This is a genomic window from Arthrobacter endolithicus (genome assembly GCF_026627425.1).
Taxonomy (GTDB): domain Bacteria; phylum Actinomycetota; class Actinomycetes; order Actinomycetales; family Micrococcaceae; genus Arthrobacter_M.
The window spans coordinates 85,747-101,599 of the sequence record NZ_JAPNLH010000014.1; the positions used below are offsets into that span (position 1 = coordinate 85,747).

Consider the following 15,853-nt stretch of genomic DNA (forward strand, 5'->3'; position numbering starts at 1 on the left):
ATCCTGATCGGCTGGTTGTCATATCTCCGTGGCACGACTCAGTCCTTTTCAGACGTGCCTAGTCTTTTTTGGACGAGCTCTGCCAATGCTTGGAGTGCCCCACTGTCCAATGTTCCGCGGCCTCCGAAGCCGGTGACGCCAGCAAGAGAAAGTGCATTCTCGGCTCGCATACGATTTTCTACCTCACGAATAGTCTCATCGTCATCTGTGAGTAGATAACTTACTGTTCCCGTGAGTACTTCCGAAAGATAGTTCAGAAAATAATCGCTAGCAGGGCCGCCCTGGTCGACGAGGGTTGCCCAAGATTTGTAGCTCATCGTCATATTGCGTTCGGCCATGAGGGGACCATATTTCTCATATGCCTGGCGTGAGTCGCCGGCATCCTTAATTTCAATCACCTTGTGGAGGCGCAGGGACACAGCCTCGGAACGATTCTTTTGTGTCTGCGATGTTGTCGACGCTGCTAAGAGCTGTGCCGCGGGGGTTTGCTGAGTTCCAAAACGCTGTTCAAGGAGGCTCGACGGGGCCACAGTCATCTGAAGTTCGCGTAACAGCCTCACCAACATGCTGGTATGTTCTGCTGGGTGTGGGCCTACAAACTTCTTCAAGAGCGCAAAATCAGCGGCAATTATTGAATCAGCGGTAGATATTCCGTTGGCTGTGAGCGACCACAAGACTTTTCTTTTGTCCGTGCCAGAGCCTCTCTCCACCAGCCCTTTTGCAACTAGAGAGTCAACGGATCGGAACGGGTCTCGGTTCAGGAGCAACATGTCCCCGAGTTCTTGCATGGAACGAGAACCAGACTCGTTAAGCATCAATAATATTTCGACTTGAGCGCTCGTTAGATCACGGGTGCTTCCCTGATCCAGAACTGCCCGTTCCCATTCTCTTGAGATGGCAAGGAGCAAATACCGAAGCTCAGACGGGGCCAGATGTTGTTCGGACATAGCTCCCTAGCGTCGGTGATATTCCCAAAATCTTTGACTCAGTCTAGCGCGACAGCACTATCAACCCCTCCCAAAGCTACGAAATAGAGAGAATATGCCTAGCGAAATAATATAAACAGTGCTACTACGCAGGAGCTACCCAGTTTCCAATGTATGTACAGTGCATTATGTTAGATTGGTTGCACGAACCGGCGGCCGACACAAATTGAGCTCACGGGGACCAGTCTCTGCCGGAAGTACTACCGGCATCCGAGGTCAATGAAAGGGGAGCGGCGTCATGGAGGCATTGCCGTCTGGTACGGATCGGCCAATTACGGCCCATCCTGGAGAACGTCTCGTTATGAGTGGACGATCATGAGCCAACCCAAATCGCTTGGTCTCGTGGCGCTTATCGCGGTACCTGGACTGTTCCTTGGGCCGATCATGACCATGTTCTTGCTGTTGACCCCGGCAACACCGGCCGTTGCTGATTGCGGCCCGGCTGTGTCGGTTGCTCTTCCGGATGAGAGCACTAAGGTCTACGGGTACGACGAGGAGCAGTTGACGAACGCGGCGGCGGTCATGGGTGCCGGCAAGGCACTGGACCTGTCCGTAAAGGGGCAGATGATCAGCGTGATGGTTGCCCTGGGGGAGTCGGGATTGCGTGTTTTGGACTACGGCGACGGTGCCGGCCCTGATTCGCGGGGGTTGTTCCAGCAGCGTGATAACGGCGCGTGGGGCTCCTACACGGATCGTATGGACCCCATTATCAGCGCTACCAACTTCATCAAAGCCCTGCAGGGTGTCGCTGGCTGGGAGCTGTTGGAACCGACACTGGCTGCCAGCAAGGTTCAGCGCAACGCCGACCCGTACCACTACCAGAAGTACTGGCCCGAGGCCGTCAAAATTGTGTCGGCACTTTCGAACTCTCAGTTCTCCGTGGAAGGCAGCGGCTGCGCCATTCCGGGACAGTCCGGTGCCGGGGATGACTACCCGTGGAAAAACTCTCCAACCTGGGTGCAGGTTGGTGCCGGCGCTGCCAGCACTTCCCCGTTGGGCATGTACTACCGGGAGTGCGTGGACTTCGCTTTGTGGCGGGTGAACCAGCAGGTGGGTTCGACCAGCGCCCCGTTTAAGTTCCTTAACGCCACGTTCCGCCCGGATGGGCAGGTCCTTGGCTCGGCTCTGACGTGGAAGGCCGGGTGGGACGCCAAGGGCTGGCCTACCGGCAGTACACCCAGGGTTGGTGCGGTTGTTTGGTACGCGCCGGGCACCGGGGGAGCGGACCCAAACTTCGGTCATGTCGCGGTGGTCAAGGAAGTCAGGGACAACGGGACCTACGTCGAAGAGGGCTACAACGGCAACCCGGCCCCGGAAGACCACAACTACTACACCCGGACCGTGTCCAGCACTGTCCCCACATCGTTCCTGTACCTGCCCATCCAAGAGGAGAAGAAGTGAAAAAGTCTTGGACCCTGCTCGCCGCCGCCTTCGCCAGCACCGTGGCCGTGTTCTGTGTTTCGTGTGCACCGGCAGCAACCACTACCCCGGCGCCGGCGGAATCAGCCAGCACCGTCCCCACCGCGTCCGCGCCGGTGTCGTTGAGCGCCAACAGCGGACCGCAGGCACCTGGCGGCACAGCCCCGGCCCCCCTCGGTATCCGCTGGGACCAGGCCAGCAAAGACAAAGCCGTCGACGTCGCAGGGAAAGCCATGGCGGACTTCGCCCGCCCGGCGGTGGAGGAAAAGCAGTGGGCCAATGACCTTGCCCGGTGGCTGACCCCGCAGGCCATTGCCGACTACTCCGCCGTTGACCCGGCCAACATACCCGCCCACCGTGTCACCGGCCCGGCCACCCTCAGCGTCGAGGAGGCCAACGGTTTCGGCGTCACGGCAGCGGTCCCCACCAATGCCGGGACCTACACGCTGCAACTGCTGCGCACAGGCAAGGACGCCCGGTGGAAGGTCAACCAGCTCACACCACCGCCCTCCTAAACACCGGCACTACTGGCATCTCATACAGGTAAGGAAGAAGTTCATGAGTACTACACCAACCGAGGTCCTGGCCTTTCCCGCCATCAGGGCCATTGTCAGCGCTAACGGGACCGCTGAGGTCATCGTCGCCGGGAATTCCCGCGTCGTTCCTGCCGGGGACTCCGTGCAGGAACTGCGCCGCAACGCCCTCGCCCTGGTGGTGGTCGAGGCACAGACATTGCAGCGCCCCGTGCGGGTCCGGATTGAGGATCCCGAAGGGCACGGTGAACTGATCGTGCACCCGGATCACACGATTGAATCTCTCTCCTACCAGGCTCATCCGACCCGCCGCCGGACAGAAGCCCCGGAAACCACGCCCGAGACCAGAGCACCGGCCCTAATTGGTCCCGTCCCTGCTGCACCTGTTACTGTCCCTGTTGCTGTCCCTGAGCCGGTGGCGACCGCCGCCGTAGCGCCCACGGGGGCTCCGGCCCCTGCAGCAACGGTGGACCGTCAACCGGGGGTACCCGATTCCGTAGCCTCCGGCAGCAGGGGGGTGCCGGCCACCCCGGGACCGCAGACGGCTGTCGTTGCTGAGGAAGCCCCGACGCGGCGGAGTTTGAAGGAAACCTCCTTCCTGGTCAGCGCCCCGGTGCTGGAACCGGCCACCCAGGGCTGGCGGGGAACGCTCACGCGCCTGGGGCTCCGGCTGGGCCCCTCCGCGGAGGAACTTTCGGAGCGGGAGGATATCCGTACGGTCAGCCAGCACTGGCCCGGCCCCCGCACCATCGCCGTGGTCAACCGTAAGGGCGGGTCGAACAAGACACCGACCGTGGTGATGCTCTCGGCCATTCTTGCCCGCTACAGCGGGGCTGCCACCGTGGCCTGGGACAATAACGAATCCCAAGGCACCCTGGGATGGCGGACGGAGAAGGGATCCCACGACCGGAGCGTCCTGGACCTTATTGATTCCTCGACCGAGCTGCTGTCCCCGGCAACGAACGCAGCCGAAATCGCCACGTTCGTCCATCACCAGACGGGGGATAAATTCGATGTCCTGCGCTCGGATGAAAACGAAGAAGGCGATCATGAAGTGAGCGCTGAGGAAGTCGATATCGCCCACCAGGTCCTCACCCGCTATTACCGGCTGGTGATCATGGATTCCGGTAACACGGCTCGGGCCGCGAACTGGCGGCGGATGATCGAGCACACCAACCAGCTCGTCGTCCCCGTCACGGCCATCGAGGACCGCGCCGAAGCTGCCCGGCTGACGCTGCAGACACTCGAATCCCGTGGCGGCCACAACGCGGAGCTGGCCCGCAACGCCGTCGTCATCGTCTCCGAGTCCACCGACTCCAAGCCCCACCTGAGCGGGGACGCTTTGAAGCGGGCCAAAGACGAAGCGCAGCGGATCGCTGACGGTTTTGAACCGTTCGTCCGGGCCGTCGTCCGTATTCCCTACGATCCTGCCCTGGTCAACGGCCCTATCCGCTACGAAGCCCTCCACCCCGCCACACGAAGGGCGTGGCTGGCCGCAGCGGCCGCCGTCGCTGCCGGCTTCTAAAACACTCAGCAACGAAAAACCGTTGAAAGGAGGAAACCATGCAACAGCCCCTGAACCCCTGGCTCACCCACCCAACCCCCACCGACCGGGCGGACGAGGCAGCCCCGGACGCGTACCTGCTCCCTGCGGCGGTGATCAATACGCCGTTGCGGGGAATGGTGGAACCTGACGCAGCAGACCGCCTGGCCTGCCGCACCGTCTCCGGCTCCGCAGTGCTGTGGATCACCGGCGCCCACGGGGGAGCGGGGGAAAGCCGCATCGCTGACCTCATCCAGGGGGCACGCGTGAGCGATCACTGCTGGCCCGTCCTCCAGGATGGTGGAAGTACGCCGCGGGTGCTGCTGGTCTGCCGGGCCGACATGCGCGGCCTCACAGCGGCCCGGAACGCACTGACCCAATGGGCCGCAGGTGCAGCACCTGCGGTGGAGCTGCTCGGCCTTGCGATCCTGGCCGACGCCCCGGGGAAAACCCCCAAACCTTTGCGGGACTTCGCCGCCATCATCGGCGGCGGAGCGCCCCGGCTCTGGACCCTGCCGTGGGTCCAGGCGTGGCGGCACGGGGACTTCACCACCGTCCCGCCGGGCCGGGAGTACCAACGCTTCATCACTGACTTAACCGCTTTGGCTACCGACACCACCCCCAGCATCACCTTTTGAAAGGTCTCCCGTTCATGAATTCCTTGTCCATACGTGCAGCAAACGTCATCCCCGACCCCACCCCGGTCGTCCCGCCCGAGGCCGGCGGGCTGCTCACGATCCTGAACTGGGCCTCCGGTATCGGCCTGGTCCTGGGCGTCCTGGGCGTGATCATCGTCGGTATCGGCATGGTCATTCAGCTCCAGCGCGGTGAGGGCGGCCAGGCCCTCGCCAAGCTCGGCTGGGTCCTCTTGGGCTGCATCATCATCACCAGCGCCGCAGGCATCGTCCGCGCCTTCGTCTAAGCCAGCACCAACAAAACGGGAGGTTCACCATGAGCCAGTCACCAGAGAGCACCACCGAACCCAATCCGTTCACCAAACCCGGGTTCATCATTGCTACCGCCCTGGTCATCGCCCTGATCGCAGCCACCATCGTCATCTTTCTGCTCCCCAAAGGCGACGGGAACGCACCACCGGCCCCCGGACCGGCCGCCGCACCGTCGTCCAGCAACCAGTCCGGCAACCCGGCCACCGCCGGCCCCAGCGCCCCGGCGGCAGCCGGTAAGAGTATTTGTGGACTCCCGGCTTCCTCGGACACGTCGCTGGGGGCCGCACCGGTGACGACGTGGGAACTTGTAGGGACCATGGCCGCGCCAACCGATCCGAAAATCGGGCCGGGAAAGACCGACGATCAAGGCATCAGGTCCTGTTTCGCTCACACACCGACAGGGGCGCTGTATGCGGCCGTGAACCTTTGGGCGCTGGGCAGTGACTCATCCAAGGAACGGGCCATCGCCGATCAGCTGGCAGCTAAAGGACCTGGCCGTGATGCCGGGATGAAAGCACCCCCGACCTCAGTCCCGGCTTCGGCCGTGAAGATCCAGATCGCAGGCTTCAATGTCTCCTACACCGCAAACCAGGCCGTGGTGGAACTGGCCTTCAAGGCCGACAACGGAGCGCTGGCTTCGGTACGGACAACGCTGCTGTGGCAGAACGGGGACTGGAAGGGAGTCGTCGCTGACACTGGCGCACCCCTGGAAGAGCCCCGGCAGATCCGTGACCTGTCCGGATTCATCCTCTGGAGTGGAGCATGAGACCTGCATGGAACCCGGTCGGGAACTGGCTGTCGGGGCTCGGTAATGACGCCATGGGAAACATGGCCAAAGCCATCATGGAGGGCATGAGTCAGATGGTGACGACACTGTCGACGTTCTGGGTGTCCACGCCCACGGTGAACCTGGCCAGTGCAGACGGAACGACGCCGAGCCCGGTCGTGGCCATAGTGAACAGCGAGTTGATGGTCTGGACGGTGGCGTTGGCGGTCCTCGCCGTCATTGTCGGTGGCATCCGAATGATCTGGGAACAGCGCGGGGCACCGTTGAAAGAGCTTTTACGCTCCCTGGTCACGCTCACCGTGGTATCGGGTCTGGGCCTGGGTGTCATCTCGATCCTGGTCATCGCAGCGGATGCTTTTTCAGCGGCCATCATCGACCGCTCCACGGACGGTAAGGGCTTTGCTGAGGCAATGCACATCGTCGTCCTGACCACCCCCACAGGGGTCGGCGTGTTTATCCTCATCATCCTGGGCCTGATCGGGTTACTCGCCTCCCTCGTCCAGATCGTCCTGATGGTCATCCGCAGCGGCATGCTGGTGATCCTGGCCGGCATCCTGCCCACCACGGCCGCTTTCACGAACACGGAGATGGGCAGGCAGTGGTTCCAAAAAGCTGTCGGCTGGACCCTGGCTTTCATCCTCTACAAACCCGCTGCGGCGATCGTGTACTCGGTCGCGTTTCTCCTGATGGGAAACAACACCGGGAAGGACACTTTGATCGGGTCCATTACCGGGTTCACGCTGATGGTTGTCGCCCTGTTCGCGTTGCCGGCGCTCATGCGCTTCGTCACGCCGATGGTGGGTGCCGTTGCCTCCGGCGGGGGCGCCGGGGCCGGGATGGCCGTTGGTGCCATGGCCACCGGTGCTGTCTCCCTGGGGCGCAGCGGCAGCGGTAAAGGCCATGCCGCCCCGACACCGGCGAGCACGCACAGCGACCCGCCAGGCACTCCTCCGAAGGGCAGTGACGGAACACCCGGCCCTCAGGGAGGCGGCGGCCAGCCGACGCCGGGCTCGACCGGTCCCACAGGCCCGGGCGGAGCCACCAGCACCGCAACCACTACTACCGGGACCGCCACCGCTGGTACTGCAGGCGCCACCACCGCTGGTGCTGCGGGTGTTGCGGGGACTGCTGGAGCGGGGGCTGGGGCTGCTGCCGGCACCGCCGGTGCGGGGGCGGCGGCGTCTGCGGGGCCGGCCGGGCTCGTCGTCGCCGCTGGAGCACAACTGGCGTCCAGGGCCGGACAGGCCGCACAACAGGCAGCGCAGGATTCAACCCAGCACGATTCACCACAGGAGGGCCCCAGTGGCAGCAATTAGCACCGACTATAAGGAACCGTCCTACGGCAACTGGCGGGTGCCGCGCTCAGCGGGCCTGGGGAACCTCGGTACGATCGGCACCGGGATTGTCATGGCCGGGTTGTTGGCCGGCATCATCAGCTTCGCCCTGGCCGGTTTACTCCCGGGCCTGGCGGTCCTGGCCGTGGCCGGGGCCAGCGCCCTGCTGCTGAGTGTGAAAGACAAGCACGGCCAGTCCGTGGTGGACCGCGTCGGAACACGGCTGAGCTTCCGCCTGTCCAGGTCTTCGGGGACGAATCTTTATCGTTCCGGTCCGCTGGGGGTGACGGCGTGGGGGATGTACCAGCTGCCCGGGCTGGCGGCGAAGTCGACCCTGTACGAGTTCACTGACTCCTACAAGCGCCCTTTCGCGCTCCTGCACGTACCCACCACGAGCCATTACACGGTGATTTTCTCCACCGAACCCGATGGTGCGTCTTTGGTGGATCCGGAGCAGGTTGATGCGTGGGTCGCGAACTGGGGCGGCTGGCTTGCCGGGCTGGCCGATGAGGCCGCCCTGGACGCCGCGGCTGTGACGGTGGAGACCGCCCCGGATTCCGGCTACCGGCTCCGCAACGAAGTCATGATGAACATCGACCCGGACGCGCCGGTCTTTGCGCGGGCGATTCTGGGCGAGGTCGTGGATACCTATCCGGAAGGTTCGGCCACGGTGCGGGCCTGGGTGTCTCTGACGTTCAACGCCGCCCTGCGGGCCGGGTCGAGGAAGCGTGTCCCGGAAGATGTGGCCCGGGATCTTGCCTCCCGGATCCCGGGCCTGTCGGCCCGGCTGCAGTCCACCGGTGCCGGGATCGCCCGGCCGATGTCCGCGCAGGAACTCTGCGAGGTCGTGAGGATCGCGTACGACCCGCCGGCGGCGTTGATCATTGATCAGGCCCACGCCGCCGGTTCCCCGGTGTCCTTGACCTGGGGTGAGGTCGGCCCGACCGCGGCGCAGGCGAGCTGGGAGGACTACCGGCATGATGGTGCGTTCTCGGCGTCCTGGACGATGACCGGGGCGCCGCGGGGGTCGGTGAATTCCTCGGTCCTGTCCCGGCTGCTGGCCCCGCACGGGGACATTGACCGGAAGCGCATCTCGCTGCTGTACCGCCCGATGGATTCGGCCCGGGCGGCGGCGGTGGTGGAGCGGGACCAGAACAACGCCAATGTCCGCATCACCTCCGGGAACCGGCCCTCCGCCCGCGCCCTGGTCGATGCCCGCTCCGCCGTACAGACAGCCCAGGAGGAAGCCCAGGGGGCCGGGCTGGTGAACTTCGGCCTCGTCGTCACGGCCACCGTGACCGACAAGGACCGCCTCCCCGATGCGGTCGCGGCCATTGAACAGACCTCCGGTACCGCCCGGGTCCTGTTGCGCCGGGCTTACGGTGCGCAGGACACCGCGTTCGCAGCCTCCCTACCCCTGGGCCTGGTGTTGCCCAAGCACAGCATGCTGCCCGCCGAAATCAAGGACGCCCTCTAATGGCTCTCACAGAGTTTCTGACGTCAATGACAGCAAAGACAGTAAAGCCGGCAAAAGCTGGACGCGAATGCAAGGCTGAGAAGCAGCCCCGGGCGGCCGGGCCGGGCTCCCGGGGCTGGACCGGACGCGGCGGGGGCATGGCCGCCCTCGTCCCGTCCGTAAAGGAATACCGGGGAACCACGGTCCAGGTCTGCGGGCTGTGGCCGTTTTCCTCCGGTGCGTCCTCACCCATGATCGGCGTGCCCTTAGGACGCCATGAGGAAACCCAGGCCACGGTCTGCTGTGACCCGATCAGCTGGTTCCAGCGCGCCCGGCTGATCTCCAACCCCTCAGCGTTCATCCTCGGCAAACCCGGCCTGGGGAAGTCCACCCTGGTACGCCGCATGTTCTTAGGCCTCTCCGCCCAGGGCGTGAATGCACTGGTCCTGGGGGATTTGAAGGGCGAGCACATCAAAGCCGTCCAGGCACTAGGGGGCCAGGTGATCTCCCTGGGCCGGGGCGTGGGGTACCTGAACATTCTCGATCCCGGCCAGGCCGTCGAGGTTGCCCAACTCCTCGAGGACCATGGTCACCACGAAGCGGCCACCCGGGTCCGGGCCGACGCGCACGGCCGGCGCCTGAACATGGTCGTCTCCCTGATTACGATCAGCCGGAACAACCCGCCCACCGACCAGGAACAAACCATCCTGGACCGGGCCTTACGGGTCCTCGATGACCGGTTCACCGGCATCCCGGTATTGAAGGACTTGCTGGATGTGATCGTGTCCGCCCCGGAGGAGCTGCGCCAGGTCGCCCTGGACCGGGGAGATATGGCCGTGTACCTGCAGGAAACCCGGGCCCTGGAGGCCACCTTGCTGGGCCTGACCGGGGGTGGGAAGCTCGGGGAGATCTTCTCCCGGCAGACCACGAACCCGATGAAACGGGACCGGGCCGTGGTCTTCGATGTCTCCAGCATTGACGAGACCGAAACGGACCTGCAGGCCGCAGTGCTGCTCGCGTGCTGGTCCTACGGGTTCGGGACCGTCAACGTCGCCCACGCCCTCGCCGACGCGCATCTGGAACCGCGCCGGAACTACTTCGTGGTCCTGGATGAGCTGTGGCGGGCATTGCGCTCGGGTAAGGGCATGGTTGACCGGGTGGACGCCCTGACCCGGCTGAACCGCTCCGTTGGTGTCGGGCAGATCATGATTTCCCACACCATGTCCGATCTGCTGGCACTGCCGGCAGAAGAGGACCGGATGAAAGCCCGCGGATTCGTGGAGCGTTCCGGGATGGTGATCTGCGGTGGGCTCCCGGCCTCGGAAATGCCGTTGCTGACCTCAGCGATTCCCCTCTCCCGGCAAGAGCAGCAGAAACTCATCGGGTGGCAGGACCCGCCCGCGTGGGACTCACGCGGGGTCGACGTTGAACCTCCCGGTCGGGGGAAGTTCCTCATCAAGGTCGGCGGCCGCCCGGGCATCCCTGTCCAGATCGGGTTGACGTCCATTGAGCAGGACGAAGGGCTGAACGACACCAACACCCGCTGGCATACACCCGTTGAAACGCTGCTGGTGCCGGTCGCTGCGAAGCTGTCACAGGATGGAGGGAACTGGTGAGTGCACCGAACCGGAAAGGAATGGGCCTAGGAGATGCCCTGTTGGTCTGGCTCGGCATTGGCTTCATCGTCGTCGTTGGTGGTGGGGCCTACGCGGCCGCTCACCTGGGGTCCTGGCTGGCCGGCCTCGACGCACCCCCTGCCCAGCCGATTGACCTGATCGCCGGGCTGGTCAAAGGACAGATACCCTGGCCGACCCAGTCCACTATCGTGGCGGCCCTCATGGCCGCCGTGATCGTGGTCCTGGCCATTCTCGTCCTGGTGGCCTGGAAGAAAGGCGCGTCCAAGCGCGCCCGCGTCGATAAAGCCGCCCGCTATCTCGGGCGTGGGAAGTCCCTGGCCGCGTTCTCTCAGAAAGGCGCCCAAGCAACCGCTGAGCGCCTCGGCGTGAAAGACACTCCGGGGATCGTGGTGGGCACGGTCGTCTCCACGGGTCAGAGGTTTATTCAGTCCTGGGAAGACCTCAGTCTCGATATCTGGGGGCCCCGGACCGGTAAGTCGACCTCCCGGGTTATGCCCGCGATCCTGGACGCACCCGGTGCCGTCGTCTCGACCTCGAACAAGCGCGACGTGGTGGACGGCACCCGGGGCGTCCGCGAGGCCACGGCCCCGGTGTGGGTGTTTGATCCGCAGAAGATCGCCCAGGAGGAACCGCGCTGGTGGTGGAACCCGCTGTCCTACGTCACGGACGAAGAGAAGGCCTACAAACTCACCCAGCACTTCGCCGTCGGCTCCCGGGTCCCCGGGTCCAAGCCGGATGCGTACTTCGACCCGAAAGCCGAAGACATCCTCTCCTCCTACTTCCTCGCCGCCGCGCTCGGGAAGCTACCCATTACTCAGGTCTATTTGTGGGTGACGGAGCAGGTCAGCCGGGAACCCATCGAAATCCTGAAAGAGCATGACTACGAGCTGCAGTACAAGGGGCTGGAGTCCACACTGAAGCTGGCCGACAAGCAGCGCGACGGTATCTTCGGCACCGCCGAGAAAATGATCCAGTGCCTCAAAAGCAGGAACACGCTGCGCTGGGTTGCTCCGGCCCGTGGCGCGTCCGTGGCCACGGACACCCGGCGCCAGTTCAACCCGCATGCTTTCGCGGCCTCTCAGGAAACGATCTACCTCCTCTCCAAGGAAGGGGCCGGCTCCGCTGCCCCGCTCACCACAGCACTGACGGTGGCCATCGCTGAGGCCATGGAGGAACGGGCCGAGCGCAGCGGCGGACGCCTGCCCCTGCCGGCATTGTTCGCCCTGGATGAGTTGGCCAACGTCGTCCGCTGGGCTGCCCTGCCGGATCAGTTCAGCCACTACGGTTCCAAGGGCCTGATTGTCATGGGTATCCTGCAGTCCTGGTCCCAGGGCGTCGAGCTGTGGGGGGAGGCGAACATGCGGAAAATCTGGTCGGCCGCGAACGTCAAGGTCTACGGCGGGGGAGTGGCCGAGGAAGGCTTCCTCCGGGCCCTCTCCGACCTGATCGGGGACTACAGCTACACCAACGTCTCCATCTCCTCCGGCAAATCAGGCTCCAGCCGCTCCCGGCAGGAAGGCAAGGAACGCATCTTCGACGTCTCCAACCTCGCCGAACTCGACCGCGGCCGCGCCGTCGTCCTCGCCTCCGGCGCACCAGCCACCCTCGTCCGGACCATGCCCTGGTACACCGGCCCGCACAAAGAAGCCGTGGAAGCCTCCATCAGGACGTACAGCCCCCGTCCGGAAGAACCGTTCGTCCTGGTAGCGGATGTGGTGGCTGAGCCCGTGGCCAATCCTTGGGTCACGAAGTAGAGGTTCAAAATGACCAACGACATTGGACGATTCAGCTCAGCTCCCGCCGTCCAGAAGACGGAGAAACCTGCTGAGAAGGCGGCGGAACAGCAGAAGCAGCCTGAGCTGGTCTACGGCTCGGCCGAGGAGTTCCTGCACGAGCAGTTGCTGCCAACGTACGTCCGCGACGTTGATGGCCGCGCCGCGAAATGGTGCGCGGAGTGGTACTTCCACCCCGAAGCCGTCTCCCGCGTAGAAGCGTTGTGGCGGGCCTGGGAGCACCTCAGACTGGACGGAGCCACCGGAATTAGTGTCTGGTGGAAGGATCACGCAGACCACCACATGAGCGTCCTCCTGGACCCACGCGGTCCGTTCTACAAATGCGACATGCAAAAGCACCGGGACCCCGAACATCTGGAACCAAAGAAAGCCCCTGTGGGCTGGTTCCCGGACGTGCGGACGCCAAGAAGCTAGGGAAACCAAACCACACAAAAAGGCGGACGACCGTTGGCAGTCCCGACCCAGCAAAACACCGATTGTGTGCGCTGATGCTGGTTCTTCTGCCATGCTGAGTCCTGCCGGGACAGCAACCCCTAGCTGCACTCAGGTGGAGTGAAGAATGGCCCCGGACTAAAGCCGGGGCCATTCCGCTGTCTACTGGAGAAGGAGGAGTGGTGTTCGTCGGGGCCTACAGCCCGAGGAGAGCGGCGAAGCCGGTTGTCAGCTTGGTCGTGCTCGCGTAGTCGGCCTAGCCCGACCCGCGGCTGTCAGCGAAACCCGGGGGCATATCGAAGGAACATACCGATGTTCACTAGAAACAGTTCCTGGGGGAGGATTCTTGCTTTCATGGCCGTCGGGGCGCTCTTCGCGTCCCGACAGTGCGCTACGCCAGCCAGAACATCACGATCACCGGCGATTACTGTGCCGCCGTTGACGGCGCTGATATTACCGGCACCCAAGGGGGCCTCTGATAAACGCAGGCGCCGCATTTCTCCGTCGCGCCGTTGGGCGTGCCCAGCTCCAACCGTCATAAGCTCACCGGCGAGTCGCAAGGTGGTCCTGGATCAGACCGTCACAGTCACCGCATAGCATGTCTTGGAATATTCGCAGCAGATTCTGCCCGTCGAAGGTTGGTCCTGCCGATGTTGGAGGAGTTGTTATGACGGACACCGATTTTTCGAAGGGTCCGCCCGAGGCCGATGCCTCGAGGGGTGTTGTGGTCCATTGCGTAGGACCGGCCGAGAGTGCCGGGCTCATCGGGGCCCTGCGCAGTGCGGCCAACGCTGTGGCAGCACTGGCTCCGGGTGTCCCTGTTGAGGTCGTGGTCCAGGGCCCGGGCGTGGGTCTGTTGGCCATAGAGTCAACGCTGGGGGAGTCCATCAGTGAAGCACTCGGTCAGGGCATCCGGGTTCTTGCCTGCGGGAACAGCTTGCGTTCGGTGGATTTGGCCCCGGGGCAGCTTCTCCCCGGGGTAGGTTCTGTGCCGGCTGCCATTGCCCATCTGGCGACGCGGCAGTGGGAAGGTTGGGCGTACATCCGCCTGTGATGCCCGATGCCGGTCAGGCGGACGGGCTGCTCGACGGACCCGGCTTGGTGGGAAAGAGCGGGCGGCACGTAGTGCACACATCGCCGGTATCCCCGTCGGTGGAGGGCGATACGGCCTTCCGCTCGAGTTGGAGGCGCTCCCGCAATGCCCAGCCCAACAGGGCAAGGGAGAGGAGCGCGAAGGCGGGTTGGATCATCCCGGCCAGCACTGCTGGGGCGGTGCCGGTGAATAAATGTGCGGCCAGGGCCTTTTGGCCGGTGGACGTTGCGACCACCAGTCCGGTGAGGCCGAGCACCGGCCAACGGGTGTCGCAGACCGTGGCCCCGGCTCCGATGGGCGCACCGATGTAGCTCCCGGCCACCAGGCCTGCCAGCAGCGAACCGGCCGCGACAATCATGATGTTCCACCAAGGGGCGCCGACTACTGTCATCATCCCGTTGAGTGAGATGACAACAGCCGCGGCGGCGGCTGCGGCGACGCCGCAGCGGCAACCCGCGACCACCTCCAGCTACGAAGCTGACGCCAGTAACCGTTCAGGGAACCCAGTCGCGCATGAATAATTCCCCGGTCGTCGTCGCCGAGGATTTCCTGCTCGATCCGGCTGTTCGTATCCATGTCTGATCCTGGCTGTAGGCAGGTTGTGGTGGCGACGGTGCGCTACGTGTACCGGCTCGATGGCGTCGGTCGCCAAGCCATGGGCCGATTTTGCGTTGCCGGCGGCCGTGATAACGCGTTTGCTGCTCATGAGCGTTCCTCGAGCCGCGGGGTCGGCATGCCCAGGGGCCCGGACCCGGCTGGGGCCCTGGGGTTTCCTACGATGTCGGGGCGGCTGCCATTTTCGCCCGTACCTCTTCCATGTCCAGCCCCTTGATGCCGGTGATGAGATGCTCGAGTCCGGTCGCGTTCATCGCCCCCGGCTGGGAGAAGACGAGGATCCCTTCCCGGAAGGCCATCAGGGTGGGAATGGAGGTGATGCCGGCGGTGGCGGAGAGTAAGGGCTCGGCCTCGGTATCCACCTTCGCGAAGACGATGTCCGAGTGGCTATCGGAGGATTTGCTGAACGTGGGGGCGAACATCCGGCAGGGCCCGCACCAGGCTGCCCAGAAGTCCACCAGTACGATGTCGTTGCCGGTGATGATGTCGTTGAAGGTCTTTTCGGAAATGTCGATGGTTGCCATAGACCAATAATATACCCCCTGGGGTATTGGTGCAAGGCGGGTACGCGGTTTGCACGGATACCCCTAGGGGTATCATAATGGAAACGACGGATGGCCGCCCGGGGCTCCCGAACACCATGAAAGGACACCAGTAATGAAAAGCGTCTCCGTGAACGAACTGACCACACTCGGCTCTGATGTTTCGATCATCGACGTCCGGACCGCTCATGTGATGTGCGCTTCCGGTGGCCGCAGCTTCTGCGCCACCGAGCACCTTGCAAGGGAAGGCTACGACGCAGCTGATGTCGTGGACGGCAGCACACAGTGGCACCACGACGATCACCCGGTCACCTACTGCACCTGACCCAGGCCGGCCCGCCTTCCTCCCCGGGAAACGACTTAGTTCTGATTTTTGCACCGCAACAGCCCCGTCCTACCGAAAGGTCCAGCCCATGGAAATCACCCCACAGCAGCTCTCGGAGCAGCTCACGAACGGCCGCGGCGCCCAGATTGTGGATGTCCGCGAATCCGCTGAAGTCACCGAAGGCATGATCCCCGGCGCCAAACACATTGCCCTGGGCGAACTGCCCGGCCACCTCAAAGACCTGGACACGTCCCGTCCCGTCATCGCCGTATGCCGCAGCGGACGCCGCAGCGCAGCAGCCGCGGACCAGCTCGCCGCCGCAGGCTTCACCGCGTACACCATGCCCGGCGGAATGCTCGATTGGACAGCCGCAGGCTTCCCCATCAGCTGAGCCCACCAGAGCGCCCGGGC

18 protein-coding genes are annotated in these 15,853 nt (G+C 64.1%); 14 read left to right on the plus strand and 4 right to left on the minus strand.

The window, feature by feature from the left end; translation table 11 throughout:
* Nucleotides 1–38 precede the first annotated feature (38 nt).
* Entirely contained in the window at nucleotides 39–947 is a 909-nt protein-coding gene (locus OS914_RS13105; protein WP_267546501.1) for a MarR family winged helix-turn-helix transcriptional regulator, read from the minus strand.
* Between the two features lie 354 nt (nucleotides 948–1,301).
* Here OS914_RS13105 and OS914_RS13110 point away from each other — a divergent pair, with 354 nt between their 5' ends.
* The 12 genes from OS914_RS13110 to OS914_RS13165 all read left to right on the plus strand — a co-directional run bounded on the left by OS914_RS13110 (nucleotide 1,302) and on the right by OS914_RS13165 (nucleotide 13,921).
* Nucleotides 1,302–2,387 carry a CHAP domain-containing protein gene (locus OS914_RS13110; RefSeq protein WP_267546502.1) on the plus strand — a complete coding sequence of 362 codons (1,086 nt, stop codon included), beginning with the start codon at nucleotides 1,302–1,304 and terminating at the stop codon, nucleotides 2,385–2,387.
* Complete coding sequence (locus tag OS914_RS13115) at nucleotides 2,384–2,920, plus strand: hypothetical protein (RefSeq protein ID WP_267546503.1); 537 nt, start codon at nucleotides 2,384–2,386, stop codon at nucleotides 2,918–2,920. Before OS914_RS13110 ends, OS914_RS13115 begins: the two co-directional genes overlap by 4 nt.
* A gap of 43 nt (nucleotides 2,921–2,963) precedes the next feature.
* A complete protein-coding gene (locus tag OS914_RS13120; RefSeq protein WP_267546504.1) occupies nucleotides 2,964–4,463 on the plus strand; it encodes a chromosome partitioning protein ParA in 1,500 nt (499 codons plus the stop codon).
* Between the two features lie 38 nt (nucleotides 4,464–4,501).
* Nucleotides 4,502–5,119 (plus strand): DUF6668 family protein, encoded by a 618-nt coding sequence (locus OS914_RS13125; protein ID WP_267546505.1) that lies wholly within the window; start codon nucleotides 4,502–4,504, stop codon nucleotides 5,117–5,119.
* A gap of 14 nt (nucleotides 5,120–5,133) precedes the next feature.
* On the plus strand, nucleotides 5,134–5,403 hold the full coding sequence (locus OS914_RS13130; protein WP_267546506.1) for a hypothetical protein: 270 nt from the start codon (nucleotides 5,134–5,136) through the stop codon (nucleotides 5,401–5,403).
* Nucleotides 5,404–5,432: 29 nt separating this feature from the next.
* Nucleotides 5,433–6,194: a DUF8175 domain-containg protein gene (locus tag OS914_RS13135; protein WP_267546507.1), complete on the plus strand. Its 762-nt coding sequence runs from the start codon at nucleotides 5,433–5,435 to the stop codon at nucleotides 6,192–6,194.
* Entirely contained in the window at nucleotides 6,191–7,531 is a 1,341-nt protein-coding gene (locus OS914_RS13140; RefSeq protein ID WP_267546508.1) for a TrbL/VirB6 family protein, read from the plus strand. Before OS914_RS13135 ends, OS914_RS13140 begins: the two co-directional genes overlap by 4 nt.
* Nucleotides 7,518–9,026, plus strand: coding sequence for an SCO6880 family protein (locus OS914_RS13145; protein WP_267546509.1), 1,509 nt, complete (start codon nucleotides 7,518–7,520; stop codon nucleotides 9,024–9,026). Before OS914_RS13140 ends, OS914_RS13145 begins: the two co-directional genes overlap by 14 nt.
* Before the next feature lie 26 nt (nucleotides 9,027–9,052).
* Entirely contained in the window at nucleotides 9,053–10,621 is a 1,569-nt protein-coding gene (locus OS914_RS13150) for a helicase HerA domain-containing protein (protein WP_267546510.1), read from the plus strand.
* Nucleotides 10,618–12,396, plus strand: coding sequence for a type IV secretory system conjugative DNA transfer family protein (locus OS914_RS13155; RefSeq protein ID WP_267546511.1), 1,779 nt, complete (start codon nucleotides 10,618–10,620; stop codon nucleotides 12,394–12,396). The genes OS914_RS13150 and OS914_RS13155 overlap by 4 nt, the downstream gene beginning before the upstream one ends.
* Before the next feature lie 9 nt (nucleotides 12,397–12,405).
* Entirely contained in the window at nucleotides 12,406–12,849 is a 444-nt protein-coding gene (locus tag OS914_RS13160) for a DUF4913 domain-containing protein (RefSeq protein ID WP_267546512.1), read from the plus strand.
* 685 nt (nucleotides 12,850–13,534) lie between these two features.
* Nucleotides 13,535–13,921: a DsrE family protein gene (locus OS914_RS13165; protein WP_267546513.1), complete on the plus strand. Its 387-nt coding sequence runs from the start codon at nucleotides 13,535–13,537 to the stop codon at nucleotides 13,919–13,921.
* Between the two features lie 13 nt (nucleotides 13,922–13,934).
* On the opposite strand, the gene OS914_RS13170 is transcribed toward OS914_RS13165, so the two are convergent.
* The 3 genes from OS914_RS13170 to trxA all read right to left on the minus strand — a co-directional run bounded on the left by OS914_RS13170 (nucleotide 13,935) and on the right by trxA (nucleotide 15,099).
* Nucleotides 13,935–14,354 carry a hypothetical protein gene (locus OS914_RS13170; protein WP_267546514.1) on the minus strand — a complete coding sequence of 140 codons (420 nt, stop codon included), beginning with the start codon at nucleotides 14,352–14,354 and terminating at the stop codon, nucleotides 13,935–13,937.
* Nucleotides 14,351–14,536, minus strand: coding sequence for a hypothetical protein (locus OS914_RS13175; RefSeq protein WP_267546515.1), 186 nt, complete (start codon nucleotides 14,534–14,536; stop codon nucleotides 14,351–14,353). The genes OS914_RS13170 and OS914_RS13175 overlap by 4 nt, the downstream gene beginning before the upstream one ends.
* 197 nt (nucleotides 14,537–14,733) lie before the next feature.
* Entirely contained in the window at nucleotides 14,734–15,099 is a 366-nt protein-coding gene (gene trxA, locus OS914_RS13180; RefSeq protein ID WP_267546516.1) for a thioredoxin, read from the minus strand.
* Nucleotides 15,100–15,232: 133 nt separating this feature from the next.
* Between trxA and OS914_RS13185 the strand changes: the two genes are divergently transcribed.
* Complete coding sequence (locus OS914_RS13185; RefSeq protein WP_267546517.1) at nucleotides 15,233–15,442, plus strand: rhodanese-like domain-containing protein; 210 nt, start codon at nucleotides 15,233–15,235, stop codon at nucleotides 15,440–15,442.
* A gap of 88 nt (nucleotides 15,443–15,530) precedes the next feature.
* Entirely contained in the window at nucleotides 15,531–15,833 is a 303-nt protein-coding gene (locus OS914_RS13190) for a rhodanese-like domain-containing protein (protein ID WP_267546518.1), read from the plus strand.
* Nucleotides 15,834–15,853 lie beyond the last annotated feature (20 nt).

Coding starts and splice junctions, on each gene's coding strand:
- OS914_RS13105 (WP_267546501.1), bottom strand. CDS start 947: ATGTCCGAACAACATCTGGCCCCGTCTGAGCTTCGGTATTTGCTCCTT.
- OS914_RS13110 (WP_267546502.1), top strand. CDS start 1,302: ATGAGCCAACCCAAATCGCTTGGTCTCGTGGCGCTTATCGCGGTACCT.
- OS914_RS13120 (WP_267546504.1), top strand. CDS start 2,964: ATGAGTACTACACCAACCGAGGTCCTGGCCTTTCCCGCCATCAGGGCC.
- OS914_RS13125 (WP_267546505.1), top strand. CDS start 4,502: ATGCAACAGCCCCTGAACCCCTGGCTCACCCACCCAACCCCCACCGAC.
- OS914_RS13130 (WP_267546506.1), top strand. CDS start 5,134: ATGAATTCCTTGTCCATACGTGCAGCAAACGTCATCCCCGACCCCACC.
- OS914_RS13135 (WP_267546507.1), top strand. CDS start 5,433: ATGAGCCAGTCACCAGAGAGCACCACCGAACCCAATCCGTTCACCAAA.
- OS914_RS13140 (WP_267546508.1), top strand. CDS start 6,191: ATGAGACCTGCATGGAACCCGGTCGGGAACTGGCTGTCGGGGCTCGGT.
- OS914_RS13150 (WP_267546510.1), top strand. CDS start 9,053: ATGACAGCAAAGACAGTAAAGCCGGCAAAAGCTGGACGCGAATGCAAG.
- OS914_RS13160 (WP_267546512.1), top strand. CDS start 12,406: ATGACCAACGACATTGGACGATTCAGCTCAGCTCCCGCCGTCCAGAAG.
- OS914_RS13165 (WP_267546513.1), top strand. CDS start 13,535: ATGACGGACACCGATTTTTCGAAGGGTCCGCCCGAGGCCGATGCCTCG.
- OS914_RS13170 (WP_267546514.1), bottom strand. CDS start 14,354: ATGATGACAGTAGTCGGCGCCCCTTGGTGGAACATCATGATTGTCGCG.
- OS914_RS13175 (WP_267546515.1), bottom strand. CDS start 14,536: ATGGATACGAACAGCCGGATCGAGCAGGAAATCCTCGGCGACGACGAC.
- trxA (WP_267546516.1), bottom strand. CDS start 15,099: ATGGCAACCATCGACATTTCCGAAAAGACCTTCAACGACATCATCACC.
- OS914_RS13185 (WP_267546517.1), top strand. CDS start 15,233: ATGAAAAGCGTCTCCGTGAACGAACTGACCACACTCGGCTCTGATGTT.
- OS914_RS13190 (WP_267546518.1), top strand. CDS start 15,531: ATGGAAATCACCCCACAGCAGCTCTCGGAGCAGCTCACGAACGGCCGC.